Origin of the sequence: uncultured Halopseudomonas sp., from assembly GCF_963977355.1 — a bacterium.
Taxonomy (GTDB): Bacteria; Pseudomonadota; Gammaproteobacteria; order Pseudomonadales; family Pseudomonadaceae; genus Halopseudomonas.
On sequence record NZ_CAXBOV010000019.1, the window covers coordinates 39,160 to 65,651 of the forward strand.

General features: G+C 57.2%; 19 protein-coding genes. 3 read left to right on the top strand and 16 right to left on the bottom strand.

Annotation, left to right across the window (positions count from 1 at the left end):
• Positions 1 to 22 precede the first annotated feature (22 nt).
• Positions 23 to 268, top strand: a complete 246-nt coding sequence (locus AAC076_RS11785; protein ID WP_339845847.1) for a DUF465 domain-containing protein — start codon at positions 23 to 25, stop codon at positions 266 to 268.
• Here AAC076_RS11785 and AAC076_RS11790 read toward each other — a convergent pair.
• Genes AAC076_RS11790 through AAC076_RS11815 form a run of 6 tightly spaced genes read right to left on the bottom strand, consistent with a single transcriptional unit; the run spans position 237 to position 10,077 of the window.
• Positions 237 to 1,235 carry a tRNA-dihydrouridine synthase family protein gene (locus AAC076_RS11790; protein ID WP_339845848.1) on the bottom strand — a complete coding sequence of 333 codons (999 nt, stop codon included), beginning with the start codon at positions 1,233 to 1,235 and terminating at the stop codon, positions 237 to 239. The genes AAC076_RS11785 and AAC076_RS11790 overlap by 32 nt on opposite strands.
• Positions 1,225 to 2,865 carry a diguanylate cyclase gene (locus tag AAC076_RS11795; protein ID WP_339845850.1) on the bottom strand — a complete coding sequence of 547 codons (1,641 nt, stop codon included), beginning with the start codon at positions 2,863 to 2,865 and terminating at the stop codon, positions 1,225 to 1,227. Before AAC076_RS11795 ends, AAC076_RS11790 begins: the two co-directional genes overlap by 11 nt.
• The gene (locus AAC076_RS11800) at positions 2,862 to 3,260 is read right to left on the bottom strand and encodes a response regulator (protein ID WP_339845852.1); all 399 of its coding nucleotides are present in this window, start codon (positions 3,258 to 3,260) and stop codon (positions 2,862 to 2,864) included. Before AAC076_RS11800 ends, AAC076_RS11795 begins: the two co-directional genes overlap by 4 nt.
• Positions 3,253 to 6,072 (bottom strand): ATP-binding protein, encoded by a 2,820-nt coding sequence (locus AAC076_RS11805; RefSeq protein WP_339845854.1) that lies wholly within the window; start codon positions 6,070 to 6,072, stop codon positions 3,253 to 3,255. The genes AAC076_RS11800 and AAC076_RS11805 overlap by 8 nt, the downstream gene beginning before the upstream one ends.
• Positions 6,053 to 8,086 (bottom strand): ATP-binding protein, encoded by a 2,034-nt coding sequence (locus AAC076_RS11810; RefSeq protein WP_339845856.1) that lies wholly within the window; start codon positions 8,084 to 8,086, stop codon positions 6,053 to 6,055. Before AAC076_RS11810 ends, AAC076_RS11805 begins: the two co-directional genes overlap by 20 nt.
• On the bottom strand, positions 8,086 to 10,077 hold the full coding sequence (locus tag AAC076_RS11815; RefSeq protein WP_339845858.1) for a PAS domain S-box protein: 1,992 nt from the start codon (positions 10,075 to 10,077) through the stop codon (positions 8,086 to 8,088). The genes AAC076_RS11810 and AAC076_RS11815 overlap by 1 nt, the downstream gene beginning before the upstream one ends.
• Positions 10,078 to 10,319: 242 nt before the next feature.
• Here AAC076_RS11815 and AAC076_RS11820 point away from each other — a divergent pair, with 242 nt between their 5' ends.
• Complete coding sequence (locus AAC076_RS11820) at positions 10,320 to 12,119, top strand: EAL domain-containing protein (protein WP_339845861.1); 1,800 nt, start codon at positions 10,320 to 10,322, stop codon at positions 12,117 to 12,119.
• A gap of 59 nt (positions 12,120 to 12,178) precedes the next feature.
• Here the strand turns inward: AAC076_RS11820 and ligA are convergent, their stop codons facing one another.
• From ligA to smc, 3 genes are all read right to left on the bottom strand, one after another.
• Positions 12,179 to 14,554 carry an NAD-dependent DNA ligase LigA gene (gene ligA / locus AAC076_RS11825; protein ID WP_339845863.1) on the bottom strand — a complete coding sequence of 792 codons (2,376 nt, stop codon included), beginning with the start codon at positions 14,552 to 14,554 and terminating at the stop codon, positions 12,179 to 12,181.
• Between the two features lie 203 nt (positions 14,555 to 14,757).
• Entirely contained in the window at positions 14,758 to 15,660 is a 903-nt protein-coding gene (gene zipA / locus AAC076_RS11830; RefSeq protein WP_339845865.1) for a cell division protein ZipA, read from the bottom strand.
• A gap of 94 nt (positions 15,661 to 15,754) precedes the next feature.
• Entirely contained in the window at positions 15,755 to 19,261 is a 3,507-nt protein-coding gene (gene smc, locus AAC076_RS11835; RefSeq protein ID WP_339845867.1) for a chromosome segregation protein SMC, read from the bottom strand.
• Positions 19,262 to 19,504: 243 nt separating this feature from the next.
• Between smc and AAC076_RS11840 the strand changes: the two genes are divergently transcribed.
• Positions 19,505 to 20,818 (top strand): MFS transporter, encoded by a 1,314-nt coding sequence (locus tag AAC076_RS11840; protein WP_339845870.1) that lies wholly within the window; start codon positions 19,505 to 19,507, stop codon positions 20,816 to 20,818.
• Between the two features lie 114 nt (positions 20,819 to 20,932).
• Here AAC076_RS11840 and ccmI read toward each other — a convergent pair whose 3' ends face one another.
• From ccmI to AAC076_RS11875, 7 genes are read right to left on the bottom strand one after another with little or no spacing between them, the layout of a single operon-like run.
• On the bottom strand, positions 20,933 to 22,129 hold the full coding sequence (gene ccmI, locus AAC076_RS11845; protein WP_339845872.1) for a c-type cytochrome biogenesis protein CcmI: 1,197 nt from the start codon (positions 22,127 to 22,129) through the stop codon (positions 20,933 to 20,935).
• The gene (locus AAC076_RS11850) at positions 22,122 to 22,598 is read right to left on the bottom strand and encodes a cytochrome c-type biogenesis protein (RefSeq protein WP_339845875.1); all 477 of its coding nucleotides are present in this window, start codon (positions 22,596 to 22,598) and stop codon (positions 22,122 to 22,124) included. Before AAC076_RS11850 ends, ccmI begins: the two co-directional genes overlap by 8 nt.
• Positions 22,595 to 23,134, bottom strand: coding sequence for a DsbE family thiol:disulfide interchange protein (locus tag AAC076_RS11855; protein ID WP_339845877.1), 540 nt, complete (start codon positions 23,132 to 23,134; stop codon positions 22,595 to 22,597). The genes AAC076_RS11850 and AAC076_RS11855 overlap by 4 nt, the downstream gene beginning before the upstream one ends.
• A complete protein-coding gene (locus AAC076_RS11860; protein WP_339845880.1) occupies positions 23,134 to 25,101 on the bottom strand; it encodes a heme lyase CcmF/NrfE family subunit in 1,968 nt (655 codons plus the stop codon). Before AAC076_RS11860 ends, AAC076_RS11855 begins: the two co-directional genes overlap by 1 nt.
• Positions 25,102 to 25,110: 9 nt before the next feature.
• Complete coding sequence (gene ccmE / locus AAC076_RS11865; RefSeq protein WP_339845943.1) at positions 25,111 to 25,572, bottom strand: cytochrome c maturation protein CcmE; 462 nt, start codon at positions 25,570 to 25,572, stop codon at positions 25,111 to 25,113.
• Positions 25,572 to 25,739: a heme exporter protein CcmD gene (gene ccmD / locus AAC076_RS11870; RefSeq protein ID WP_339845882.1), complete on the bottom strand. Its 168-nt coding sequence runs from the start codon at positions 25,737 to 25,739 to the stop codon at positions 25,572 to 25,574. The genes ccmE and ccmD overlap by 1 nt, the downstream gene beginning before the upstream one ends.
• The gene (locus AAC076_RS11875; protein ID WP_339845884.1) at positions 25,739 to 26,479 is read right to left on the bottom strand and encodes a heme ABC transporter permease; all 741 of its coding nucleotides are present in this window, start codon (positions 26,477 to 26,479) and stop codon (positions 25,739 to 25,741) included. The genes ccmD and AAC076_RS11875 overlap by 1 nt, the downstream gene beginning before the upstream one ends.
• Between the last annotated feature and the right edge of the window lie 13 nt (positions 26,480 to 26,492).

Here is a 26,492-nt window from a genome sequence, read left to right on the forward strand (position 1 = left end):
CACAGGAAGATGGAGACAGACCATGGTTGCAGCACACGATCTATGTCAGGACCTGGGGATCACTCAGGATGACCTCAGCCAGCACCGCAAGAATGATCCCAAGCTGAACAAACTGGTCGCCGACTACGAGGACGTGGACAAGCGCACCGTCGATGCAGAGCAAACCAACGCCGCTATCATAAGCGATGAAGAACTGGTGGCTCTAAAGGAGGAACGCCTCAAAATCAAGGATCAGATCACGCAGCGACTGCAGGATTCTCAAGCCTGAAACTGATCGGATCCGGGTGCGTCTCCCGGCGCAATTCGTCGAAGAGCGATTGCGCCTGGGGGTAGCCGCGGGTCAGGAGTGATAGCCACTGTTTGATCCGCCCCGGCGAATGCCGATCTACCATGCGCTCGCGGGTCTGTACGAAGAATTCCGCGAGCCACGGCTGCAGCGCTTCCCAGCTCATGGGTTCAAGTGCCGCGCCCGCCTGATACCGACGAATCTGCCGCGCCAGATCAGGCCTGACGACCAACCCCCGACCAATCATGACCGCCATGCAGCCACTGAGCTCACGAATGCGCTGGTAGTCCTCCAGCGTCCAGACCTCGCCGTTGGCGATCACCGGTACCGCTACCGCCTCACGTATGCGCGCAATCCACTCCCAATGGGCTGGCGGCTTATAGCCTTCCATTTTGGTACGCGCGTGCACGGCAATCTCTGCTGCCCCGGATTCGGCCAGCGCCTGGGCGCAATCCAGGGTCAGACTGGTGTCACTGTAACCCAGACGCATTTTGGCCGTCACAGGGATACCAACGGGGGTTGCAGCGCGCACAGTGGCAACGATCCTGGCCAACACCTCAGGCTCGCGCAAAAGACTTGCTCCACCCCCATGGCGATTGACGGTCTTGGCCGGGCAGCCAAAGTTCAGATCGACAGCAGGCGCGCCCCAATGAGCGAGCTGCGCCGCATTGACGCCCAGCCAGTGGGGATCCGAGCCAAGCAGTTGCGGATGTACTGGTACACCAGCGGCGGTCTTCCAACCCCGATGCATTTCCGGAATAAAGCGCTCCACCGTAGCCAGGTTAAGTGCTGTGTCGGTAACCCGGATGAACTCACTGACGCAGCGGTCTACGCCGCCGATACGGGTAAGAATGTCGCGCATGGGCGGATCAACCAGGCCCTCCATGGGCGCCAGTATCACGCTGGGCATTGACCGCAGGAGCCCGGGTTTCACGTTGTCAGTTGCCATACACCGACAGCCTGTTGCGCCCCGCCGTTTTGGCCTCATAAAGCGCTTTATCGGCGTTGACCAGCAAGGTTTCGGCATCCACATCCATACCCGGTCGGTATTCCGCCACGCCTATCGAGATGGTGACACTGAACTTGGTGCCCTCAGACGAAAATTGCAGGTCCTGGAAACGTTGCCGAAAGTCCTCAAGAACCGCCTTTGCAGCCGCCGCGTCACAATTGGCCATGAGCACAGCAAATTCCTCACCTCCGTAGCGGCCGAGAATGTCAGTGGCACGCAAACGCTGGCGCAGCAGTGTCGCTACGGATGCAATGACCTCATCCCCCGTAGCGTGACCATAGCGATCATTGACCTGTTTGAAGAAATCAATATCCAGCATGGCTACGCAAAATGTTTCGCCCTTGCGCTTGGCCATGGACCATTCACGGTTGATCACGTCCTTGATGGTCGCGTGCTTGAGCAGACCGGTCAGGCTGTCCTTGGTCATCAGTTCCAATAACTGGCGCGAGCGCACTACTCGGGACTTCACCGCGGTAATCAGATGCGCATCATCCACGGGCTTGGTCAGAAAGTCGTCGGCACCTTGCTTGAGGGCCTTGAGCTGCTGGTGGGGGTCGTGCTCGGCTGATAGATAGACAATGGGCAATCCAACCCACTGCTGGTACTGGCGGACCACTGCCGCCAGGTTCTGCCCGCTGATGCCAGGCATCTGCAGATCCATCAGGACCAGGTCAGGATACTTCTGCTCCAGAACCTCAACGATACGTTCAGGCTCCTGCAGGATCTCGGCTTGCATACCTGCACCAATCAGAAGCTGCTGATAGTAGCGCGCGAGCAGTTCATCATCATCAACAATCAGCACTCGACCCTCGGGCGCATTCAAACGCGTCAAAACCTGTTCCACTCGGGTCACAAGCTTGGGTATATCAAGCGGCTTGATGAAGAAACCCTCTGCCCCCAGGGAGGCTGCCTGCAAACGCGCGTTAAAGTCGTCCTTGGCGCTGATGAATATCAAGCGCGAGCGTGCATCCTTCAACAGGCCACTGTCCTGCAGAAAATCGACAGAGCGACCTTCCGTACCGAGCATGACATCCAGTACCAGCACCTCGGGTTGCTGCTTGGCAAAGGCTTCGGTCAGCTGCGCGTAGGACGTGAACAGTCGCGCGGTAAAATTGAACGCCTCCAGATGTGCCAACAGGCTGGAGCCAAGTAGCTCATCATCCTCCAGCAGCCAGACTTCGGAGGTCAGAACCGGTCCCGTTACAAGCGGCCCAGAGAGTACTGGTCGCGCTCCGGGCAAATGTTCTGGCGCAGAAAAGCGCTTCAAGTCATAAAGTTCGGCCTTGAGCAGTTTGCATTCTTTGAGGTACCCATCAGAGCCAGAATCGGCCCCCATTAGAGCCTCAACTTTCTTGTCCAGCAGCGCAGCCTGGGTGCTCAGGGCGGGTAGACCAAAGGTCCCGGCAGAACCTGCGAGTTTGTGCAGTTGTTCAGCAAGAACTTCAAGATCATCGATCTTTTGTTCGGCAGCAACCAGCGAATCTGCAAGTCCCCGAATCTGGGCGAGAATACCTGGCAGTTTCTCAGTGTATTGCTGCTGCAATGCCAACAGCTGCTCATTAAAACTCACGAACTACCTCGCTCAACTGCGGAGCGCCATAAAGTCCTGACTTGCTGAGCGAGCGTCATCGGATCAAAGGGTTTGGCGATAACACCCACCGCCCCAAGACTTTTGAAATGCTCTACCTCATGGGCTTGCACCTTGGCTGTCATGAAAGCTATCGGCACATGACTGAGCTGTGGCTGGTCACGCAAGGCTTTAAGCGTGCTGGGACCGTCCATCCCGGGCATCATTACATCCAGCAAGATCATTTGTGGATCAAAACGCTCTGCCTGTGCAACCGCCAGATCCCCTCGCTCACACAGGCTCACAGTCAGTCCACCTACCACTTCGAGCGCCAGTTGGGCCACCGCACGAATATCAGGTTCGTCTTCAACGTACATCACGCGTTCCAACTCAGCCATCAACACGCTCCTCATCAGGTTGCAATCTGCCGGTCAGGTGATTGATGCGTTTCAATAGATCAGGAACACTCAACGCCGATTTCAACACCGCAGCATCGACCCGCAAGCGCAGCTGCGGCTCAACACCATGTCCGGTTAATATCATAATGCTACAGCCTGGGAAATACTCTCGCACCTCTTCAATCAAATCCGCACCGTCTCCGTCGGGCAGCTCAATATCGAGCAGAAGCAGATCAGGCACCTCTTTCTCTAGCGAGATGCGCGCCTCATCCACGGTGGTCGCGAGTCGGAAGCTGAATCCATCCCCCGCTGACTGACGGATAACCTGATATAAATCAATATCATCCTCTACATGCAACACCTTGACCTGCCCGCTCGAAGCCCGCAAAGCCTTGTCCGACCCCAGTGGTTTATCCATTGCATCCCGACAGGGCAGGTCTATCCAGAAGGTGGACCCCTCGCCCAGGATCGAGTCGAACCCAAGCTCACCGCCCATGTGTTCAACAAGCTCCTTGCTGATCGCCAGCCCCAGGCCAGTGCCACCCTTTTTGCGCTGATCAGAGGAATCGGCCTGGGCAAAACGTTGGAAAATCTTGGCCTTGAATGCCTCGGCAATACCCTCTCCATTATCGGAAACAGAGATACGTACGCGATCACCGAGCAGCCGTGCATCAAGGGCGACGCGACCGCCCTGGGAGGAAAACTTGATGGCATTGGACAGCAGATTGATCAGCACCTGTTGCAGCCTCTGAGGATCTACATTGATCAGAACCGCTGGCACCTGCCCAGGGGGGACCAGCGTTACTTGCTGATCGGGGGCGTATTGCACAATGGACACAAGCGCCTGATCCAACTGCTCTGCGAGGCCTAGCTGCTGATAATCAAAATGCAACTTGCCCGCGGCAATTTTTTCGATATCCAGCAAATCGTTGATCAGGTTGGTTAGACGCTGACTATTATTGTACGCCAGCGCTACCATTTCCCCTGCCCGCTGCGGCATGCCGTCCAGCGCACCTGACCTTAGCATGCCCAGCGCGCCAGAAATCGAGGTCAGCGGTGTACGCAACTCATGACTTACCGTGGAAACGAATTCGCTTTTTATCTGCTCCAGGTGTTTGCGTTCGGATACATCCTCAGCAATACCCAGATAGCCTGCGATGCCACCTTCGGCGTCGCGTATGACAGAGGTTACAAGTCTCACCGGTACACGCTGGCCGCCGCGCGTTATGTAGGTCCATTCACGCGGGTTCCGCTGGCCCTGCTCCGCCTCGTGTACGAAGACCCTGAAGCCCTGGATATCGAAACCATGCTGCGCTGTCAGCTCTTCACCTACCCGCGCGACCTCTTCAGGATCATGCAGCAGAGCGGGTGTTTCCCTCCCTACCACCTGTTCCGCCGGGTAGCCCAACAGGCGCTGCGCACCGGTATTGAATAGCGTAATGACGCCCTGGTTGTCAGTGGCGATAATACTGAAATCTTCAGCTGCATCCAGTACCGAAGACAGCAGTCCATTAGTGTCGGCCAACTCCCTGGTCCTGGCCGCAATATTCTTGACCAGTCGCCCCCGAGAGTCGTGCAGCACCTGTACGCTTGATGCTATCTCACTGCCCAGATGATTCAAGGACGTGGACATCTGATCAAACTCTTGCACGATGCTCCCCGATACGGGCGCGAACTCACCGGTTCGAACACTCTGCTCGATAATCTGGCTGGCATTGGCCAGCCGAACCACCGGACGACTCAAGAGCCGACTGATCAGCCAGGCCAACAGGATCGACAACATAAAAATGCCCGCAAGCAGGGAGAACTTTGAAAGACGTTTGGCTTCCATCAGTTGCACAAGTGGGGCTGCAGAGTCCTCAATGCGCACTTGCCAGCCAGGCGAGCCTTCCAGAGGTCTTCGTATCCAGTAGTACCCCTCCTTCCAGCGCTGCATCGCGTTGTACTCACCCGCTGGCAACCAGATCCGCAACCCATCCAGGGAACTGCGATACTCAGGAACCAGAGCAGGAGTAGTCGAGCGCAGCTCGCGCCCGACGGTGACGATATCCTGATCGTCACTCTCCAGGGCAATAGTCACGGAGGGGAACATACTCTCCATGCGCGAAAGATGATGATCCAGATTCGCTGTCCCGGCAGGATCGGACTGCACCCTGTTTTCGAGAATCGCTGCTATGCCGTTGAGTTTCTCCTGCACGGCACTTTCCAGCGCATGACGCTGAGCGTGTGCGTCGACGAGCACCGGTGTCATGCCCGCTAACAGGATCGCCGACAACATGCATTGAAAAAGAATCCAGGAAAGCGACATCGAAGCCAGTTGCTGACGCTGATAGCTGATCAGCAGTATGACCAGTCCGGCAAGCAGGGCATTGAAAAGCCCGTTGACTGCCTGCTTCAGGGCGATGAGGGTAACAACTGAGCTCGGCATACCGGCTATCGCCCAGTAGACGATAAATACCACCGGGATGCCTATCACTACCCAGTACAAAAAATCCGCTATGACCAGATTCTGCAGGTGGCGCCGGTGATACATCCAGGCTACCAGAAGCCCCTCAAGTACAAACCCGGGAATGGCCACCGGTTGCCCCCACAAAACCAGGGTATAAAGTGAGCCAACCAGCGCTACTAACCCGGCCGCCCATATGCCCAGGTATACAACCGCCAGCATGACGGCCGCCGAACCAAAAATCAGATCGACACCAAATAACAGAGGTATGTTTAACCAGTTCCCAAACAGAGCCAGCGAGCATAGCGCCAACAACCCGCATCCTTTGCCAAAAAACCGGCTGGAACTACTCGGTAGTGCAAACATTCTCTGCCCCCTTGCACTGGCGGAACTCCACCCAGAAACAACTTCCCCCTGGAATCGCGGATTCGAAGCCAATTTGCCCGTCCATCTGCTCAGTCAACTCCTTGCTGATGGCCAACCCCAGGCCGGTACCCGCCTGACGTCGATTATCACTGCCATCGGCCTGGGCAAAACGCTGGAAAATATGCTCGTAAAAGCTTGGTGGTATCCCCGGACCCTGGTCGGTGACGCTGATTCGTACATATTCTGACATCTGGCTGATGTTGACTTCGACCCGGCCACCAGCGGGTGAAAATTTGATGGCATTACTGAGCAGATTGGTCAGCACCTGCTGAAAGCGCGAAGCGTCTACCTGTATGTGGGGGGCAGGAACTGAATTGCTGATTATCTCAACCTGCTGCTGGTCTGCCATCGCCTGGATATCATCAATGCTGCTTTGCACCAGATCCGCAACCGCATGGGGCGCGGGGTAGAGGGTTATCCGCCCCGCCATCAGTTTTTCGATATCGAGCAGATCATTGACCAGTTGCGACAAGCGCCGGCTGTTATTCAGCGCAATATCCATCATGGGCTGTAATGCGTCAGGGACCGCACCGAGAGAGCCGGAGCGCAACAGACCTATGGCGCCGGCAATCGCTGTCAGTGGGGTGCGCAACTCATGACTGACCGTGGAAATAAACTGATTTTTTAAAGTCTCGTTACGTAATCTATCGCTTATATCTTCCGCGACGCCCAGATAGCCACGGAAATTACCATCGCCGTTTCTGATTGCGCTGACCACCACCTGCACCGGAATCAATCGCCCTTCTCGATGCCTGTAATGCAACGTAAGAACTTCTTCGACCCCCTGTTGTGCACGCAGGGTAAATACTTCGTCACCCACCAGGGGTCGTCCCAACTCAGACTCCATGGTTCGCGCCCGTTCGCGTATTTCATCGGCCAACAGGAATAAGCCTGGCTTCTGATTACCCACCATCTCTTCAGCTGGGTAACCCAACATCAGCTCAGCACCCTTGTTGAAAAGCATGATGGTCCCTTCGGCGTCAGTGGCGACGATAGCAAAGGAACGCGCCGCGGCAAGAACGGAGTCCAGGAGGTCGTGACTATGACGTAGCTCTGCAGTGCGCTTTCTAACCTCCAAATCAAGCTGATCAAGCAAATTGCGTTGCCAGACAAGTCGCACCAGCAATCCCAGTAGTATGGCCAGAAAAAGGGCTATGGATACTTCCAGAGCCCGGAACCAACCCAGTTGGCCCGGGAGCGATTCGGGCGCCTGAATCGCCATCTGCCACTGGGCACCTGGCACTCTTATCGGGAATATCTCCAATGGTTGGTCAAACACGGTCGGGGAACCAAAAAAGACCTCACCTGGCACACCGTCGCTCCCTTCATGTCGCAAGGCCAATTCGGGGGCAAGTTCGCCCGCAGCAGAGCGCAGATAATCAAACAGGCTATTGGCGTCGATCACAGTACTGAGCAGTCCCCAGTATGTATCCTCGATAAAGATCGGCGCACGATAGATCAGGCCTCGGCCACCCTGAACCAATTGCAATGGACCGCTCAGCATGCCCTCCCGGGTAATCTGCATTTTCTCGATAGCGGGCCACTGGTCGGGCAGGTCTGCATAGTTCAGGCCGATGGCACCCTCGTTACCCTCAAGCGGGAACACCCACGTAATGCGATTGCTCGGCGCTATACCGATGTTACGAAAGTGACGTCCACGGTCATATACCAGCGACAGGATGCGCTGTATCTCCCGCGGATCAAGAACACCCTCTCGGGCCACGATATAGGACTCGACGCCGGTCGCCAGAAATGCCGCATTGTTGATCTCGGACTCAAGCAAGGCTCTTACACGACCAGCCTCTTCCAGCGTGGCACGCACCTTGTCGTCCGCCTCTGCGTTTCGATACATCCGCAGGCTATACTCCAAAGGAATCAACAGGCACACGAAAAACCCGGCTACCAACAGCCAGAAGGTCCGTGTCCTGAAACCCTGCTTGGTTGTCGCCACCATCAAGCGCTCAAGCCAGCGGGAGACTGAGCGGGCAAATCCACATGGAAGCGCGACCCCTTGCCCAGTTCGGTGTCAAAGCTGATGTTGCCTCCCATCTTGTAAACCAGCTGCTGCGTGATGGCCAGCCCCAGTCCAGAACCGCCCCGCTTCCGGGCATCGGATGCGTCCGCCTGGGAAAACTTGTCGAAAATCCGATCCCGAAATTCGGGGGCTATGCCCTCGCCCCGATCGGCAACTGTCAGTCGAATGTACTCGCCGTGACCCTCGCTACTTACTATCACCTGAGCTCCGGCAGGCGAGAACTTGATAGCGTTGGACAAGAGGTTGGCCAGCACCTGTTGCAACCTTGCGGGGTCAACGCATACTTGCGCTCCCTGGGTATGATCCACACCAAGCAGGGAGACGTCGTATTGACTCGCATAGGGCTCGTTCTCCCGCACGGACATCGCAACCAGAGACTCCAGGGTGTGCCATTGCAGATCAAAGCTCATCTTGCCGACCAACAGTTTCTCCATATCCAGTACATCGTTGATCAGCAACAACAGACGTTGGCTATTCCTGTCTGCCACACTCATCATGTCTTGTGCCGTTTCTGGCAAGGCCCCCAACACGCCAGATGCGATCAGAGCGATAGCTCCACGCAGAGCCGTTAACGGCGTCCGCAATTCATGACTGACCGTAGAAATAAACTCATCCTTCATGCGCTGCATGCGCTTGCGCTCGGAAATGTCTTCTATGATCGACCATATGAGTTTCTCGCCGCTGGCATCATGCACCACCATGCCATTGAGCAAGACGGGATAACGGCTACCATCCTTGCGGATATATTCCTTTTCGTAGGGACCGTAACGTCCGGTTTCCTGCATGCTGCGCAACTGATCCTGTTCCTGGGGAGCATATTCCTCTGGCGTTACCTCCCAATAGCTCAAGGTCGCATATTCCTCGCGGGTATAGCCAGTGGGCAAAAGCAGAGCGGGGTTAACGTCAATAAAGGCGCCGGTCTCGAAATCGTTCAAGGCTATGCCATAGGGCGACAGCTCGAACAAACCGCGCAGCCTGGTCTCGCTCTGGCTCAGGGCCAGTTGGGCATGAATCTGCTCGCTAGCATCGGCATGGGTACCTGCCATCCACAACGGCTGACCATCCGAGGTCCGGCTGAGCAGACGCCCACGGTCATGTACCCAGACCCATTGCCCGTTCTTGTGACGCATTCGGCAATGCACATCATAGAAATCTGAATCGCCCTTGAAATGGGCCTCAAGAGCCTGGGCCGATGCCTCCAGGTCGACCGGGTGAGCAAGCTCCATCCAGGTATCAATACTGACGGGGGACAGCTCATCGAGGGTATATCCGGCGATTTCTGCCCAGCGCTCGTTGAATACGGTCTCACCGGTCTGCACGTTCCATTCCCATGTACCTATATTGGTACCTTCAATAACCGATGCCAGCCGGCGCTCCGCCAGCTCGGCACGCGCTAATTGGGCTTCCAAACGTGCCTGGCGTATCTCGAGCTCCACCAGGTCAGCGAGATCACGCAAGGTCTGGTGATCCTCCACAGACAATATCCGTGGACGGGAATGGATCAGACACAAGGTACCTACTTTAAGACCTTCACCCTCATGTCCTTGATCCGCACGCAATGGCGCTCCGGCGTAAAACCGGATGTGGGGGGCATCGACGACCAGGGGGTTATCGGAAAATCGCTCATCTTTTGCGGCGTCTGGCACTTCAAAAATATCTTCATGCAGGATCGCATGCCCGCAGAAGGATACTTCCCGGCTAGTTTGAGTTACGTCCAGGCCCTGGCGGGATTTGAACCACTGAAAATCGTCCGCAATCAGTGAGATAAGCGCGATATCAACCCCGAAGATTCGCTGTGCCAGGCGAGTAATACGATCAAACCGGGGCTCAGCTGCGGAAAACAAGAGCTGGGTATCTTGTAGTGCCTGCAGACGCGATGCCTCGTTTTCCGGCTTTTCTGGTGACTGCATTAAAGCCTCATAGGCCAATAGATTTATTGAAGCTGTCAAAGCAGATTAAGCGTAAAGAAGTCTGCTTACCAGATAAGCCATAAAAATCAGGGCTATCAATAAATAACGATGTTGGGTCAGAACAGCATCAACCTGCAGATTCAAAATGTTGCTCGATTTTTTCAGGACAGGCATTTTGAAGCTGCGGATTTCTCATTACGCTATCATGTCAAAGTGACATTGTTTTTATGAAGAGGATGACGATGGTTTTAGAGCATGCTGGTGCGCCTTACCCTGAACAGGAAACTGAACGCCAAGGGCGAGTGGACGAGCTCTGCCTTACTAGCCAGAACCAGGATGCGGTTTTTGACCGATTGGTTCAACTGACTGCGGCATGTTTGAAAGTACCCATCGCTTTGGTGTCGATTCTGGACAATAAACGCCAGTGGTTTCTCGCCAGAGCCGGCCTTGATATCCAGGAAACCCCCAGAAATCAGTCCTTTTGCGGCTACGCTATTCTGCAATCATTCCCGCTGCAGGTGCCTGACGCTCTGGCAGATCCGCGCTTTCGCGATAATCCCTTGGTCACCGGAGAGCCCAGAATCCGCTTCTACGCCGGTATTCCATTGATAACCGAAGACGGGCTGGCCCTTGGGTCGCTTTGCATAATCGATACCGTTCCGCGCCCTGAATTAAATGCGTCTGAATTAGCAATACTGCAAAAGCTCGCCGACCTAGTCATGAGTCGCATAGCGTCGTTACGCGAAAGAAGCTATGTAGACTCCACCACCGGTCTGTTCAACAGCGCCAGACTGAGTAGAGACATTTCAGAACAGCAGAAACGATTCACGCAGGGTCATGTGATAATGATCGACGTGTTTGAACTGTTATACGTCAAGGACATGGTCAAGGCTTTAGGGTACGGTTTATTTAACGACTTACAGGTTGAAACCACGCATACATTAAAGGCGCTATTGCCTCCAGATGCTCAGCTTTACAAAGCCAGCCCTACCCGATTTGCAGTTTGGCTTGAGAACGCTTCAGCGGGCGTTTGCGCTAAGCTAAGTGGCCGGTTGCTGGAGACCTTGAAGCAGCCGATCATCTGGAAAGACATTCCAATTCAGACGCAGGTGGCGATCGGAATTTTGCCGCTGAATTCGAGCCTGAGCAATCAAGCTAACTGGCTACGACGCAGTATCAGTACTGCTGACTACGCACGCGGTCTCAGGGAGCGTATTGCATGGTTTCAGCCTGAGCTGGAGAGCGCCCATCAACGCACTTTTGCCTTATTGGGCGGCATCGCGCCTGCCCTGCTGGCTGACGACCAGCTCCGCCTGGAGTACCAACCCAAGATCAGCTTGAGCAGCGGCCGATGTACTGGACTAGAGGCTCTTCTACGCTGGACACATCCAGAGCTGGGGCGTGTTGGACCTGATGAGTTCATACCTCTGGCGGAAAAGACCACGCTGATTCATGAGCTGACACTTTGGGTCGTGAACAAGGCGGTACTGCAACTCAAGGAATGGCAGTCCCAAGGACTGAACTTGACCGTATCGATCAATATATCAGCAGGGGACCTTGAAACGCCTTTGTTTGCAGAGCAGTTACTCGAACAAATGCAGCGCCATGGCATCCAGCCAGGAGAGATTGAGCTGGAATTTACCGAGAGTGTTTTGATGAGTGACCCACAAGCTGTAAAAGAGCAGCTGGAGCGTCTTACACAGCTCGGTATTAACGTTGCAATTGATGACTTTGGAACGGGCTACAGCAACTGGGCCTATCTGCGGCAGTTACCCGCTTCAACACTGAAAATCGACAAATCATTTATCGATGGCATACAGAAACATGAGGCTGACAGACTCATGGTCACGGCAATCATTGAGTTAGCACACAAACTAAACTACAAAGTGATCGCCGAGGGTGTTGAAACCCAAGAAGACTTTAACCTCCTTGCTGAGTGGGGCTGTGATCAAGTGCAAGGTTATCTTGTAGCCAAACCAATGCCGCCTGACGCTTTGCCAAACTGGCTAGCTAAAAGAGCCGAGCCAGCCAACAGCAAATAGGGTTGCCGCGGATACTGAACGGCACCGGGAAATCGAAGACGCGTCAGCGGTCTGAAGACTCAAAGCGCCACTCCGTTTTTTGCCAGTAAATCCAGCAGGCCCTGTTCATCCAGTACGGGCACATTCAATTGTTCGGCCTTGGCCAACTTGCTTCCCGCACCCGGGCCGGCTACCACACAGTGTGTCTTGGCTGAGACGCTACCTGCGACCTTGGCGCCAAGACTTTCCAGATGATCCTTGGCCACATCCCGTGAGAAGGTTTCCAGGGTACCCGTCAGCACCCAGGTCTGACCCGTCAGGGGCATACCTTCGCTTTGGGCGGCACGGGGGCTGTCCCAGTGCATACCAAAATCCTTGAGCTGCTGCTCGATCCTGAGCGCATGCTCACGCCTTGAGCTATCGGCAAAGTACTCGCGCAGACCCGACTGTGCCTTTTCGGTAAAGCGCGCGACCGTTTTCAGCTCTAGCCAGTCGGCATCCATGATCGCGGCGAGGCTGTTGAAGCTGGCTGTAAGACGCTCGGCACCGGTTTTCGCGACGCCAGGTATTTCCAGACGAGTGATGAATTCAGCCAGACTGACACTGGCCGCCAGGTCAGGGCTTAGGCCAGCCTCTTCCTGTAGCTTGATGCCACGCTCGAGCAACTGACCTATGACTGTCTGGTTGTGCTCTTCGGCAAAGAACGAATGAATCTCGTGGGCAACTTCGGCCCCCACATCCGGCAGGTATACGAGTACGTCGGGCAACGCCTGGCTGATACGCTCCAGAGACCCCAGTGAGCGTGCCAGAAGCTTGGCAGTCTCCTCGCCCACGTCGGGAATGCCCAGGGCGAAGATGAAGCGTGCGAGGGTCGGCTGCTTGCTCTCCTGAATCGCGCCGAGCAGATTTTTGCTGGATATCTCGGCAAAACCTTCCAGCGACAGTACCTGCTCGTAGGTCAGTAGATACAGGTCTGCGGGAGAGCCAGCCAGACCGGTGTCGACCAGTTGCTCGACAATCTTTTCGCCCAGCCCGTCAATATCCAGGGCGCGCCGCGATACGAAGTGAATAATCGCCTGCTTGAGCTGAGCCTGACAGGTGAGCCGGCCGACACAGCGATACACTGCACCCTCGCTGATGGTTTCCCGGCCTCTGGTACGTTTGACCAACTGCGTGCGTTCTACGTCCGAACCACAGACCGGACATTGCTGCGGTATGTCCACCGGCTTGGCGTCGGCTGGCCGTCGCTCGGCTACCACCTGCATAACCTGCGGAATGACATCACCGGCGCGGCGGATGATCACGCTGTCACCGATCATCAGCCCCAGGCGCTGGACCTCATCCATGTTGTGCAGTGAGGCATTGGATACGGTTACCCCTCCCACCAGCACCGGACGCAACCGTGCAACTGGAGTTACCGCACCCGTGCGACCAACCTGGAACTCCACATCCAGCAGTTCGGTGACTTCTTCCATAGCGGGAAACTTGTGGGCGATCGCCCAGCGCGGCTCGCGTGCACGAAAGCCCAGCTCACGCTGATAGGCCAGCCTGTTGACCTTGAACACCACTCCGTCGATCTCGTACCCCAGCGCAGCTCGGCGCTCACCGATGTCGCAGAAATATTCCAGGCACTGATCCACCCCCACCGCCAGCTTGAGTTCCTTGCTGATGCTCAGCCCCCAGTCTCGCAACCTGTGCAGAATACCGACCTGAGTATCCGGCAGATCACCGTTCACCTGTCCGATGCCATAGCAGCAGAACTCCAGGGGTCGAGCTCGAGTGATAGTGGGATCCAGCTGGCGCAGGGAACCGGCAGCGGCGTTGCGGGGATTGGCAAAGGTTTTGCTGCCCGTTTCGCGGGCGCGGTCATTGAGTGATTCAAACCCGGCCTTGCTGATAAAGACCTCGCCTCGCACTTCAAGGACAGAGGGCCATCCCTCGCCGCGCAATTTCAATGGCACGTTGCGAATGGTGCGCACATTGCTGGTGATATCCTCGCCAGTACTGCCATCACCCCGGGTAGCGCCTCTTACCAACTGGCCTTTTTCGTACAACAGGCTAACCGCCAGCCCATCGAGCTTGGGCTCGCAACAGTACTCGACCTCCTTGCCCTCATCGAACAAGTCGCCCACGGGCAGATCGAGACCTTCACGCACCCGCCGATCAAAGTCGCGCATGCTCTGCTCATCGAAGGCATTGCCCAGACTGAGCATGGGGACGTCGTGGCTCACTGTGCCAAAGGCAGACAGAGCTTCCCCACCCACCCGCTGGGTGGGTGAATCCGGCGTAATCAGGTCCGGGGTGGCCTCTTCAATGGCCCTGAGCTCGTTGAACAGCCGATCGTATTCGGCGTCGGGAATCGACGGCTCATCGAGCACGTAATAACGATGATTGTGAAGATCAATCTGCTCACGCAGCTCAATGGCGCGAACAGCCGGGTCCTGGGTCTGGGTCATGGTATATATCGGTCGGGAAACGAACCGCGATTGTACCCAATGGCGCATGGCGCGTCAGGCGTAGGTTGGACGTGAGGGCCGGGAGGCTTTGCGATAGATCTTTTCGTGGCGGGGCCGCCACTCCCACAGGGTCGCCGATCCTAACGGGGCCGCATATACCTGATGGGAGCCGCGGCGCTGCGGCTAAGAAGTCTGAATACTTCTCAGCGTCTTACCGAATAGTGTTTACGCTCGAACTCGGCGATGCGCAGGCGATAATGTTCGATCGTCTGGGCTGTCAGGACGCTGCGCTGTTCATCCTTGAGGTCGCCACCCAGTTCGTGGGACAGCTTGCGGGCTGCGGCGATCATCAGGTCGAGTGCCTGCTTGGGGTGTCGCGGGCCGGGAAGCCCCATGAAGAAGCTGACCGCGCGCACTCGACTGCTATCCAGTTCATCAAGATCAAAAACACCGGGCTTGAGGGCGTTGGCCATTGAGAACAGGACATCTCCATTACCGCTCATGCTTTCATGGCGATGGAAGATATTCATGTCGCCATGGCGCAGGCCGCTCTCCAGAATGCTCTGATGTAACGCAGAGCCAGCGAAGCCCTCTTCATCGCGGGCTACGACGTTGATGACCAGCACTTCCTGAACAGGTGCCTGCTCCTTGGGCGGCGCCTCCGCAGCAGGTTCGGCTTTGGCGGTCTTTTTCTCGTAGCGGCTGAATGGCTTACGCTCGGCTTTATCCTTTGGGCTGCGCTCGGCAGAACTCTCAGCAGGACTTCCATCAGCCAGGGGATCCAGCAATACCGGCACAGGCTCTTCGAGATCCAGGCCCACTTGCTCGGGCTGACGCCGGGCGCGCGGTTCGCGCACTTCATCGTCTGCCTGGATGATTGGCAAGTCGTCGTCAAAGGAGGGCTCGGCACGTTCGTGTTTGCCGAGTACCCTCGGCGGCCCCAGTAGTTCGTTGCTATCTGCGTCTTCAGGCAGATCCTGCAGATTGCGCTCGAGCTTGAAGCGTATCCGCGACCGGCCGCCCATACGCCGCCAGCCATCAAACAGAATACCTGCGATCACCAGAAGGCCAATAATGATAAGCCACTCACGCAAACCGAAATCCATGAATATCCTGATCCTGTCTACTAAATCTGAACTGAAGCCAGCCACCTGGAAGGCCTCATATTAACCGTCGACACTAGCATGCTCTAGCGCAACATTATAGCGCTGCCAGGGCCGCGGCCTCCTCTACATCCACTGTGACAAGGCGGGAACAACCAGGTTCATGCATTGTCACGCCGAGCAACTGATCGGCCATTTCCATCGCTATCTTGTTGTGCGTAATGTAAATGAATTGTACGCGCTTAGACATCTCTTTAACTAATCGTGCATAACGCCCGACGTTGGCATCATCCAATGGTGCATCAACCTCATCAAGCATGCAGAAGGGTGCCGGATTAAGCTGGAAGATCGAGAATACCAGGGCAATGGCCGTCAGGGCCTTTTCCCCACCAGACAGAAGGTGGATGGTGCTGTTCTTCTTGCCCGGCGGGCGCGCCATGATTGTCACGCCAGTGTCGAGCAGGTCGTCGCCGGTCAGCTCGAGATATGCATGACCACCGCCGAACACCTTGGGGAACAGCGACTGCAGGCCATGATTGACCTTGTCGAAGGTTTCCTTGAAGCGGCTGCGGGTTTCCCGGTCGATCTTGCGGATGACCTGCTCAAGGGTATTCAGGGCTTCTTCCAGATCGGCGTTTTGCGCATCCAGATAACGTTTACGCTCTGACTGCTGCTGATACTCATCGATGGCAGCCAGGTTGATAGCGCCAAGCCGCTGGATGCGTGCGTCCATTTGCGCCAGTTGCTGCTCCCAGCCTGCCTCGGTTGCGTCGTCGGGCAGCAGTTCGAGTACCGACTTGAGGTCGTAGCCAGCTTCGAGCAGTTGCTCCTGCAAACCCTGCCGGCGGGTTTGCAGATCACGCGCGGCAAGACGCTGCTCATCCAGCTGGCCGCGCAGTACCTGGGCTTGCTGTTCGGCCTGGGTGCGACGACGGTCCTGATCACGCATCAGTTGATCAACAGTCTCAAGCGCCTGGCGGGCATTGCCCAACTCCTGCTCTACCTGCACGCGTTGCTCAAGGAGGCTCTCCAGCTCGATACGCTGGTCATCCTCGGGCGCCTGACTTTCTTCCAGAGTCATGCGTAACTGCTCACGGCGCTCGGACAGGCGCTGGACCTGAACGCCCAGGCGTTCCAGCCCCTGACTGGTGGAGTCGTGCTGGGCACGCAAGGACTGCACGCGCAACTCGAGCTGGTGCAGCTTGTCCTTGTGCTGGCGGGCGTGTTGCCGCGCCTGATCCAGACTCTCGCGTACCTGATCACGCTGGCGCAGCAGCTCTTCCCGCTGGCCGGCATCCGCTGCCATATGATCCAGTGCGGCCTGCAGGGTCATCCGCGCTTCGCCAATCTGCTCCTGCTCCTCGGTGCGCTGGGCGCGAATATCCTCGAGGTCGTCGGTAATCCGTTGGCGCCGGGCGTTTACCTGCTCGAGACGAACCTGACGCGCCGACCACTGGGCTTTCAGGTCGCCCTGCTCACGACTCTGGCTGGCCAATCCTTGCTGCAGACCGTCACGCTGTTGCTCCAACAGACGGATGCGCTCACGCAACTCCTCAACACGCAGATTTTCCTGCTCGAGCCGTTGCTCCTGCTCCTCGACGTTAGCCAGCAGACCGTCGATCTCCTGCTGGCGCGCGAGTACACCAGACTGATTCTCTTCACCGCGCTGATAGCGCAGCCAGTTACGCCCCAGCCAGTGCCCGGCGGGGGTGATGATGGATTGGTGATCGGCAAGCTGACCACGCTCCGCGAGTGCCTGATCCAGCGTCTCAGCGGTGCGGATATTGGCCAGCCAGGGAGACATATCGACGGAGCAACGGACCCTGGCATGCAGCGAATCGCTATGAGCGGCAGCGGACTGATCATCAGCGGTGCTGGCCTCTATAAGCCGCAAGCTCCCCTGATCAAAACCAGCAAGGCTTTCTGCCATGCTATCGATGCTGTCCAGCCTGACTGCCTGCAGGTCGTCAGCCAGGACCGTCTCTACTGCCAGCTCCCATCCGCTATCGACCTGCAGTTGGCCGGCGAGCTGGGGCAGGTCCTGCAGTCCCTGCTCGCGCAACCATTGCTGCACGCCCTGCCCCTGATCCAGTGCGGCCTGCTGCAGCGCTTCAAGGGAGGCCAAACGACCACTCTGACGCTGGATCTCGCCGCGGCGAATATCCCGCTCCTGATGCAGCGCATGCAGGGTTTCGCGCTCCTGCTGCAGATTGTCGCTGATATCAGTCAGTTGTTGCTGTTCGGTTTCGCTGCGCAGCTCCATCTCGGCCAATTGTTCGGCCAATTCAGCAAGCTCCTCATCCAGTGGACCGGAACTCAGGCCGCTGCGCTCGTCCTCAAGACGCTGAATTCGCTCACTGAGCCGTTCAATAGCTTGCTCGAGATGGCGGATCCGTGACTGTTCGACCTCGGCCTGCTGACGCGGCGCGGCGGCCTGCTGATTGAACTGGTCCCAGGCGCCCTGCCAGGCCTGCATGGCTTCTTCGGCGGTGAACAACTGCTCTGCAGTGTCTTCATCGGCGGCGCCAGCCATCTCCAGGTCCGGCTCGACTTCAGCGAGCTCGTTCTGTAGATCCGCGAGCAGTGCCTGGTCCTGACCGAGGTGGCTCTGCGCTTCCTGCCAGGCAAGTTCGGTTTCGTCGATGTCGTCATGCAACTGGCGCTGGCGATCACGATTGAACTGCAGCACCTGCTCGATGCGGCTGATGTCCGCACCCACGCTGTAGTAACGCGCCTGAACCTGATTGAAGGTTTCCGTCAGATCAACATGCTGGTCACGCTGCTTCTCGACTTCACTATCGGCATTGCGCTGCTCTGCAATCAAGGCTTCCATAGCGATCTCGAGATCGCGCACACGATGCTCGCGCTCAGCGGTCTGGCCGTCCAGTGTCTGCCAACGCAGCGCCTGCAACTGGGCCTTGAGCTGGCGCTCCTCAGCCTTGAATTCCTTGTACTTTTCCGCCGATTGGGCCTGGCGCTGCAGATGGGCCAACTGGCGTTCAAGTTCCTCGCGCAGGTCTGTCAGGCGTGCCAGATTATCGTGGGTACGGCGGATACGGTTTTCGGTCTCCCGGCGCCGCTCCTTGTATTTGGAAATACCGGCAGCTTCTTCAATAAACAGGCGGAGCTCATCAGGTTTGGCCTCGATCAGCTTGGAGATCATGCCCTGTTCGATAATCGAGTAGCTGCGCGGACCCAGGCCCGTACCCAGAAATATATCGGTGATATCCCGGCGGCGGCACTTGGTGCCATTGAGGTAATACTGGTTCTGCGCCTCGCGGGTCACTCGACGGCGGATGGATATCTCGTTGTATCCGGCGTACTCGCCCTTGAGCGTGCCGTCACTGTTGTCGAAGATCAGTTCAATAGAGGCCTGGCCAACCGGCTTGCGGCTGTTGGAACCGTTGAAGATAACGTCGGTCATCGACTCGCCACGCAGATTCTTCGCGGAACTTTCGCCCATGACCCAGCGCACGGCATCGATGATATTGGATTTGCCACAGCCGTTCGGCCCGACCACAGCGCCCATATTGGTCGGGAAGAAAACGGTAGTCGGGTCCACAAAGGACTTGAAACCCGCCAGCTTGATGCACTTAAGTCGCATTCAGTCGCCTGTTACAAGCTCCAGCACAAACACGCACTTAGACAGCGATCCCTGTCACAGGACTTGCCGTATCGGGTGTTTGTGCACAATAAGCAGGCATTTTTACCCGCAAAGGCCCTCCATGAGAAGCCCTGAGTCTGAAATACCCCGTTACCAGCTTTACGAAGTGCCCTGTCCGATACTGGCCAAGCATCAGCCAGTGCTGCAAAATCGCGGCCTCGACCCTTGAAAACGGATGGACTCATGGCGCTGCAACCGGATATGGACCAGCTATACGACCAATTGGTTGAAGAGGAGGATACGCGGGTCTGCAAGGATATTCCCGAGTCAGCTTGCAGCAACGTGCCCGCAAACTTCTTCCGTCAGGTTGCGGCCATTGTGCTTACCGGGCTGGGCGACACTCTGACCAACCCGAAGACCACCCTGACCTGGCTGCTCGGAATTGTCGGTGCTCCTGCGGCGATGATTGCCTGGCTTGTACCTATCCGCGAGTCGGGCTCCATGCTGCCGCAAATGTTCATCGCCTCCTTCATACGTCGCCAGGCATTGCGCAAGCCACTTTGGGTCGCAGGTAGCCTTGGACAAGCCGCTGCTTTGCTGGCTATGGGCGCAGCAGCCTGGCTGACCGAGGGCCTGCTGGCGGGTCTGCTGATTCTCGGCTGTCTGGTTCTGTTCAGCCTGGCACGCAGTGTCTGTTCGGTGGCCATCAAGGATGTGATGGGCAAGACGATTCCGAAAACCCGTCGAGGCCGCATGCACGGTATGGCTACTACGGTCTCAGGCACCCTGGTGCTGGCGTTCGGCGTTTATATGATGCTGCTGCCACCGGCGGACGACGACGTATTGTTCTATGCCCTCTTGCTGGTGGGTGCGGCAATGCTTTGGGTCGGCGCCGCCATTCTCTTCCAAAGGGTAGAGGAAACGCCTGGCGCGACCGAGGGTGGCGCTAACGCCATCAACGAGGCTATCAGCAGAATCAGCCTGCTGCGCGATGATGCGCCATTCCGGCGATTCGTCATTACCCGCGCCTTGCTGCTGTGCTCGGCATTGTCTGCCCCCTACTACGTGGTTCTCGGCCAGGAGGTGGAATCTTCACTGGGTATGCTGGGCGCCTTTCTGGTCGCTAATGGGCTAGCCAATAGCTTGAGTGCGATGATCTGGGGACGCATGGCCGACCTGTCCAGCAAGCAGGTGCTGACCCGTGCGGGTCTGTTAACGAGCCTGGTTGCGCTGCCGGTCGTGGGCCTGCACTGGTGGGCCGATTTGCCTGCCAATGTGCATGCCTGGCTGTTTCCCGTGGCTTTCTTCGTTCTTGGTATCGCCCATGCCGGCGTACGGGTGGGTCGCAAGACCTACGTTCTGGATATGGCTGGGGGCAATAAGCGCACGGATTACGTTGCCCTGAGTAATAGCCTGATCGGACTACTGCTGCTGAGCACCGGCTTTCTCGGATTGTTGACGGCGCTCATTGGGCCGGGTGGAATGCTGCTGCTCCTGTCCGGCCTTGGACTGTGCGGCGTTCTGATGTCCCTTGGCCTGGACGAAGTTCAGAGCTAAGGCACCCAGAACACAGGGTTATTCATTTTTCTCACTACTTGCGTCTTGATCGGTGCTGGACAAGCAGCCCAATGAGCTCGCGCTACGTGCTACTGGGCTAGCTCTTTGTGGCCTTTACTGCACTGCCTGATCAATAACCAGTATTACCTGCTCGGCGTCGCCTACAGTGACCTGATCAATGTGGCCTTCGTGACTGCCCTGCATCACATCGCCTGTTGGGGACAGACGAGCATTGAGCTGCAGTGTCTGGCCCTCGGTGAGCTTCACGTCCGGCAACATGGCATCGGAAGAGCTGAGCACGATGTCCGCTGGTAGCTGACTGATCTGCAGACGGCGTGCAACCAGTGGCATGGGTGGTCCTTGTGCCTCGCGGGCGAAGATGAACACGATCGCGTCCGGGCCGACTTCATCGGCCAGACCGTCAGCCAGTTCCAGACGCACACGAATCACAGCATTGCCAACCGGTTCCTGCACCTGTTCAACCGGCTCGCCCATACGCTCACGTGCCCTGGCGATACCACCTTGAATCGCCTGAGCGCCCGCCCCCTGGGGTGGCATCCCTACCAACAGACGCTCCCAGAAGCGGATGGCGCCGGGATAATCTCCGCTCTCAAAGGCGGCGATACCCAGCAGACCCAACGCAGTAGGCTCATTGGGATCAAGCTCCAGGGCCTTGTCCAGCGCGGCAACCGCTGCGCTGTCCAGCTGATTGCCGCTGGCAAAGAAACGCGCCTGACCCAGCTGAGCAAGAACTTCAGGCCGATCCCCAAGCCGTTCGAGACTTTCGCCGAATGCCTGGGCGGCTTCCGCGGGCCGCTGATCAGAGAGATAGGCACGACCGAGCATGTACCAGGCCTCACCACTTTCGGGCTGCACCTGGGTAATTCGCTCCATGCGTGAAATCATTTGCTCGACGCTTTCCGGCTGACCGCCCTGCTCCATCTCTCGAGCCAATGCCAGACCGTCAGGATTACCCCAGGCAAAGTACAATGCGATAACCACAGCAGGCAGCACCGCTGCAGAACCTACCAGTACCCAGGGAGCACCGCGCCGCCGCTGACGCCGCTCGGGCTGATCGGTATCGGATAACAACAGACGACTGGCCTCTTCCAGGGTCGCATCCCGTTGCTCGGAACTGATTTCGCCCGCAACAACCTGAGCATCAAGCTCTCTGATGCGCTCCTCGTAAAGGGCAACGTTCAGCGCGGTGCGATCCACACTCGCGTGCTGGCGGCGACGCCACAGGGGCCAGAGAACGGACAACATGCCCAGAACAACCAGAACACTACTTGCTAACCAGAAATCAATCATCGCGGTCTTTCTTCTCCAGCAGGGATTTCAGTCTTTGCTGTTCTTCGGGATTCAGATGCTCGGTTTCACCCGACTTGTAGGTTTTCTGGCGCCGCCGCAGCATGACCACCAGCGCAAGCAGACCCAGAATCAGGAAAACCGCAGGCGCGAACCAGAGGATGGCGGTTTGGGTAGTCAATGCCGGCCGATAACGAACAAACTCGCCATAGCGAGCGACCATGAAATCAACAATCTCATCATTGCTGCGATCTTCTTGCAGCATGCGGTAGATTTCCCGCCGCAGGTCATTGGCGATCGGCGCGTTGGAGTCGGCGATGTTCTGATTCTGACACTTGGGACAACGCAGTTCGGTGCTCAGATAATAGAAGCGGGCGCGCTGTTCTTCGCTATCGAATTCGTAGGTATCGATAGCAGCGAAACTGCCCACACTAACCAGCAACATGGCAATCAGGGTCAGGACACGAATCATGGCTGTGCCTCGTCGAACAGGGCCTGATAACGCGCGGCCAGATCGCTTTCCCAGATTCGCTCATCGATTACACCGATGAACTTGTACCGGATCACGCCCTGCGCATCGACAAAGAAGGTTTCCGGCGCGCCGTACACGCCCAGATCCAGTCCCAGCAACCCCTCAGGATCACTGATATTCAGCTGGTATGGGTCATGCAGATCCTGCAACCATTTGCGCGCGGCCTCGGTGTCATCCTTGTAATTGACGCCGTGGATGACCACGCCTTCGGCCGCCAGCTTGTTCAGGACTGGATGTTCCACTCGGCAGGCCACACACCAGGTCCCCCAAACATTGACCAGCGACGGCTGACCCAACAGAGCCTGCTCGGTAATCGGTGGCTCTCCCGCCTCAACCGAAGGTAGATTGAATGCAGGGAAGGTTTTACCTACAAGCACTGAAGGCAGATCGTCGTTATCCAGATACAGCCCCCTGAACAGGAAGACCAGCATTAGCAGGAAGAGCGCCAGGGGCAGCAATAACAGAGCGCGTTTCATCAAACCGTCTCCTGGGCCACGACCGCTGCCTTGGTTTCACGTGCACGCAAGCGATAGCGTTTGTCGCTGGCGGCAAGCAACCCGCCAAACATCATGAGCAACGCGCCTCCCCATATCCAGCGCACAAAGGGCTTGATATGCACACGCATTGCCCAGGCATCGCCTTCCAGCGGCTCGCCCATGGCCACAAACAGATCGCGGGTGAAGCCGGGGTGAATGGCCGCTTCGGTCATGATCTGATTCTGCACGGTATAAAGACGCTTGTCCGGCCTGAGGGTGGTGACCTGCCGGTCACCACGGAACACGACCATGGTGGCGCGATCAGCCTCCCAGTTGGAGCCCGAATAGTGCTCGGTACCCTCGAATACAAAACGGTACCCGCCGAGTTCTACCTGATCACCGGGCGCCATGCGCAGGTCGCGCTGGCTATCGAACAGGCTTGCACCGACCACACCGACCGCACACACGGCCATGCCAATGTGCGCCAGGGTCATGCCCCAGTAACTGCGCGGCAATGCTGAAAGCCCGCGGGCCAGACCCTTGTTGCGAGTCTTGTGGAGCATATCGCGAAAGCTCATGCCCACGACCCAGAACACCAGCACCAGCATGCTCCCCACAGCCAGGTGGTGCTCGCCAATCCATACCGCCAGACCAATGGCCGCGATCGCCGACAAGAGCAGAACCCATTTCAACTGATCGAACAGCCAGCGTGTTGGCGTGTCCTTCCAGCGACTGACCATGCCTACTCCCATCGCAGCCAGCAGCAGTGCCATCAAAGGCAGGAACAATGCATTGAAGTACGGAGGGCCAACCGACACCAGAGTGCCGCTGATCGCGTCCAGAGCCAGAGGGTACAGCGTACCCAGCAAGATCATCAGCGCAGAGACTACGAGGATCACGTTGTTGACCAACAGAAAGGTTTCCCGCGACCAGAGCGCAAAACCGATTTGACTCTTGACCACCGGTGCGCGCAGCGCATACAGGGCCAGTGAGCCGCCGGTGACTACCAAAAGAAACCCTAGAATGAATACGCCGCGCTCGGGGTCGGTAGCAAAAGCATGCACCGAAGTAAGTACACCGGAGCGCACCAGAAAGGTTCCCAGTAAGCTCAATGAAAAGGTAGCGATTGCCAACAGTACCGTCCAGCTCTTGAACACGCCACGCTTCTCGGTCACCGCCAGCGAGTGAATCAGCGCGGTGCCCACCAGCCAGGGCATGAAGGAAGCGTTCTCCACCGGATCCCAGAACCACCAGCCACCCCAGCCGAGCTCGTAATAGGCCCACCAGGAGCCCAATGCGATGCCCAGGGTCAGGAAGGCCCAGGCGATGATGGTCCAGGGCCGCGACCAACGCGCCCAGGCGGCATCCAACCGGCCGCCAAGCAGAGCAGCAATAGCGAATGCAAAGGCGACCGAGAAGCCCACATAGCCCATGTACAGCATCGGCGGGTGCACGATCAGACCAAAGTCCTGCAGCAGCGGGTTGAGGTCATTACCGTCGGCCGGATGGAAGGGCAGCTGCCGGTCGAAGGGGTTGGAGGTCATGAGCATGAACAACAGAAAGCCAACCGCAATCATGCCCATGACTGCCAGCACGCGGCTGAGCATTTCCGGCGGCAGATCACGGGAGAAGATCGCCACAGCGAAAGTCCATAGTGACAGGATCAAGGCCCACAGCAGCAGTGAACCTTCATGCCCACCCCAGACTGCGCTCACCCTGTAGTACCAGGGCAACGCGGAATTGGAGTTGAGCGCAACGTAGGTCACGCTGAAGTCGTTGGTGACAAAGGCCTGTACCAGGCAGAGGAATGCAAAAAACACAAAGAGGCACTGTGCAATCGCGGCTGGCTGGGCAAAGCCCATCGCCAGGGTATCGCCCCGCCATGCGCCGTAGAGCGGTACGGTTGCCTGCAGCAATGCCAGTACCAGCGCAATGATCAGGGCTAACTGGCCAAGCTCGGGAATCATCTCATCTCCTCAATAACCGGACGCCGAATCGGCGTCCCGTTTCATCTGTTGGACCTTTTCCATCGCCTGGGCCACCTCCGGCGGCATATATTCCTCGTCATGCTTGGCCAATACTTCGTCGGCTATCAACATGCGATTTTCATTGAGCCGTCCCAGCGCAACGATGCCCTGCCCCTCACGGAACAGGTCGGGGAGAATTCCGTCGTAGGCAATGATGATCTGCTTGCCGCCATCACTGACCGCAAACTGCGTCTCCAGGCTCTCACTCGAGCGTTTGACGCTCCCTTCAACAACCATACCGCCAGCACGGATGCGGGCATCCGTGGGTGCCTCACCATTGGCTATCTGACTCGGGGTATAGAACAGGTTGATGTTCTGCTGCAGGGCGCTAAGCGCCAATCCGACGGCAATACCGACCCCCAATACTACGAGCACAATTAGAATCAGGCGTTTTCTGCGCTGAGGGTGCATCACGCTACCTCCCTGCGCCGACGACGCGCTTCGACACTGACCAGACGCCGGCGAGCCAGCCATGGTTGCACTACGTTGAGCAACAACACCGCGAATGTAATCGCATAGGCGGACCAGACAAAGGGTCCGTGGCCATCCATGGCGAGCAATTCGGGCAGACTATTCATCAGTTTTTCTCCAGGACGTCGCGTACCCAGCGGGTCTTGTGCTCACGGCGCAGGACTTCCAGGCGCATGCGCATCAACAAGCTGACTGTAAAAAGGGCATAGAAGCCCAGCACCATCAGCAACAGGGGGAACCACATTTCCACCGGCATGGCCGGCTTCTCGGTAATCTTGAACGTGGCAGGCTGATGCAGGGTATTCCACCAGTCCACCGAGTATTTGATAATCGGGATATTAACCACGCCGACAATGGCCAGCACGGCGGTGGCCTTGGCCGACGTATCACGGTTACTGATCGCCTGGCTGAGGGCGATGATGCCGAAATACAGGAATAGCAAAATGAGCATGGAGGTCAGTCGAGCATCCCAGACCCAATAGGTGCCCCAGGTCGGCTTGCCCCAGATGGCTCCGGTAACCAGAGCAATAAAGGTCATCCATGCCCCGATAGGCGCAGCGCAGCGCAGCGCCACATCTGCCAGCTTCATGCGCCAGACCAGAGTGACAATACCGGCGGCAGCCAACATCACGTAACAGGACTGGGCCAAAAAGGCCGCGGGCACGTGGATATAGATAATCCTGAAGCTGTTGCCTTGCTGATAATCCTCGGGAGCAAAGAACAACCCCCAGATTGTCCCCACGCCAATCAATAACACGCTAGCGACCGCGAACCAGGGCAGCCAGCGACCGCTGATATCATAGAACCACTTGGGTGAACCCAGCTTGTGAAAAAAACTCCAGTTCATCGCATGCTCTCTT

What these genes read in the sequence shown, in the direction of transcription:
- AAC076_RS11800 (WP_339845852.1), bottom strand. Translation starts at nt 3,260, where the DNA reads ATGGCTGAGTTGGAACGCGTGATGTACGTTGAAGACGAACCTGATATT.
- AAC076_RS11790 (WP_339845848.1), bottom strand. Translation starts at nt 1,235, where the DNA reads ATGGCAACTGACAACGTGAAACCCGGGCTCCTGCGGTCAATGCCCAGC.
- AAC076_RS11815 (WP_339845858.1), bottom strand. Translation starts at nt 10,077, where the DNA reads ATGCAGTCACCAGAAAAGCCGGAAAACGAGGCATCGCGTCTGCAGGCA.
- zipA (WP_339845865.1), bottom strand. Translation starts at nt 15,660, where the DNA reads ATGGATTTCGGTTTGCGTGAGTGGCTTATCATTATTGGCCTTCTGGTG.
- ccmE (WP_339845943.1), bottom strand. Translation starts at nt 25,572, where the DNA reads ATGCACCCTCAGCGCAGAAAACGCCTGATTCTAATTGTGCTCGTAGTA.
- ccmI (WP_339845872.1), bottom strand. Translation starts at nt 22,129, where the DNA reads ATGATTGATTTCTGGTTAGCAAGTAGTGTTCTGGTTGTTCTGGGCATG.
- AAC076_RS11820 (WP_339845861.1), top strand. Translation starts at nt 10,320, where the DNA reads ATGGTTTTAGAGCATGCTGGTGCGCCTTACCCTGAACAGGAAACTGAA.
- ccmD (WP_339845882.1), bottom strand. Translation starts at nt 25,739, where the DNA reads ATGAATAGTCTGCCCGAATTGCTCGCCATGGATGGCCACGGACCCTTT.
- AAC076_RS11875 (WP_339845884.1), bottom strand. Translation starts at nt 26,479, where the DNA reads ATGAACTGGAGTTTTTTTCACAAGCTGGGTTCACCCAAGTGGTTCTAT.
- AAC076_RS11840 (WP_339845870.1), top strand. Translation starts at nt 19,505, where the DNA reads ATGGCGCTGCAACCGGATATGGACCAGCTATACGACCAATTGGTTGAA.
- AAC076_RS11855 (WP_339845877.1), bottom strand. Translation starts at nt 23,134, where the DNA reads ATGAAACGCGCTCTGTTATTGCTGCCCCTGGCGCTCTTCCTGCTAATG.
- ligA (WP_339845863.1), bottom strand. Translation starts at nt 14,554, where the DNA reads ATGACCCAGACCCAGGACCCGGCTGTTCGCGCCATTGAGCTGCGTGAG.
- smc (WP_339845867.1), bottom strand. Translation starts at nt 19,261, where the DNA reads ATGCGACTTAAGTGCATCAAGCTGGCGGGTTTCAAGTCCTTTGTGGAC.
- AAC076_RS11860 (WP_339845880.1), bottom strand. Translation starts at nt 25,101, where the DNA reads ATGATTCCCGAGCTTGGCCAGTTAGCCCTGATCATTGCGCTGGTACTG.
- AAC076_RS11805 (WP_339845854.1), bottom strand. Translation starts at nt 6,072, where the DNA reads ATGTTTGCACTACCGAGTAGTTCCAGCCGGTTTTTTGGCAAAGGATGC.
- AAC076_RS11810 (WP_339845856.1), bottom strand. Translation starts at nt 8,086, where the DNA reads ATGGTGGCGACAACCAAGCAGGGTTTCAGGACACGGACCTTCTGGCTG.
- AAC076_RS11785 (WP_339845847.1), top strand. Translation starts at nt 23, where the DNA reads ATGGTTGCAGCACACGATCTATGTCAGGACCTGGGGATCACTCAGGAT.
- AAC076_RS11850 (WP_339845875.1), bottom strand. Translation starts at nt 22,598, where the DNA reads ATGATTCGTGTCCTGACCCTGATTGCCATGTTGCTGGTTAGTGTGGGC.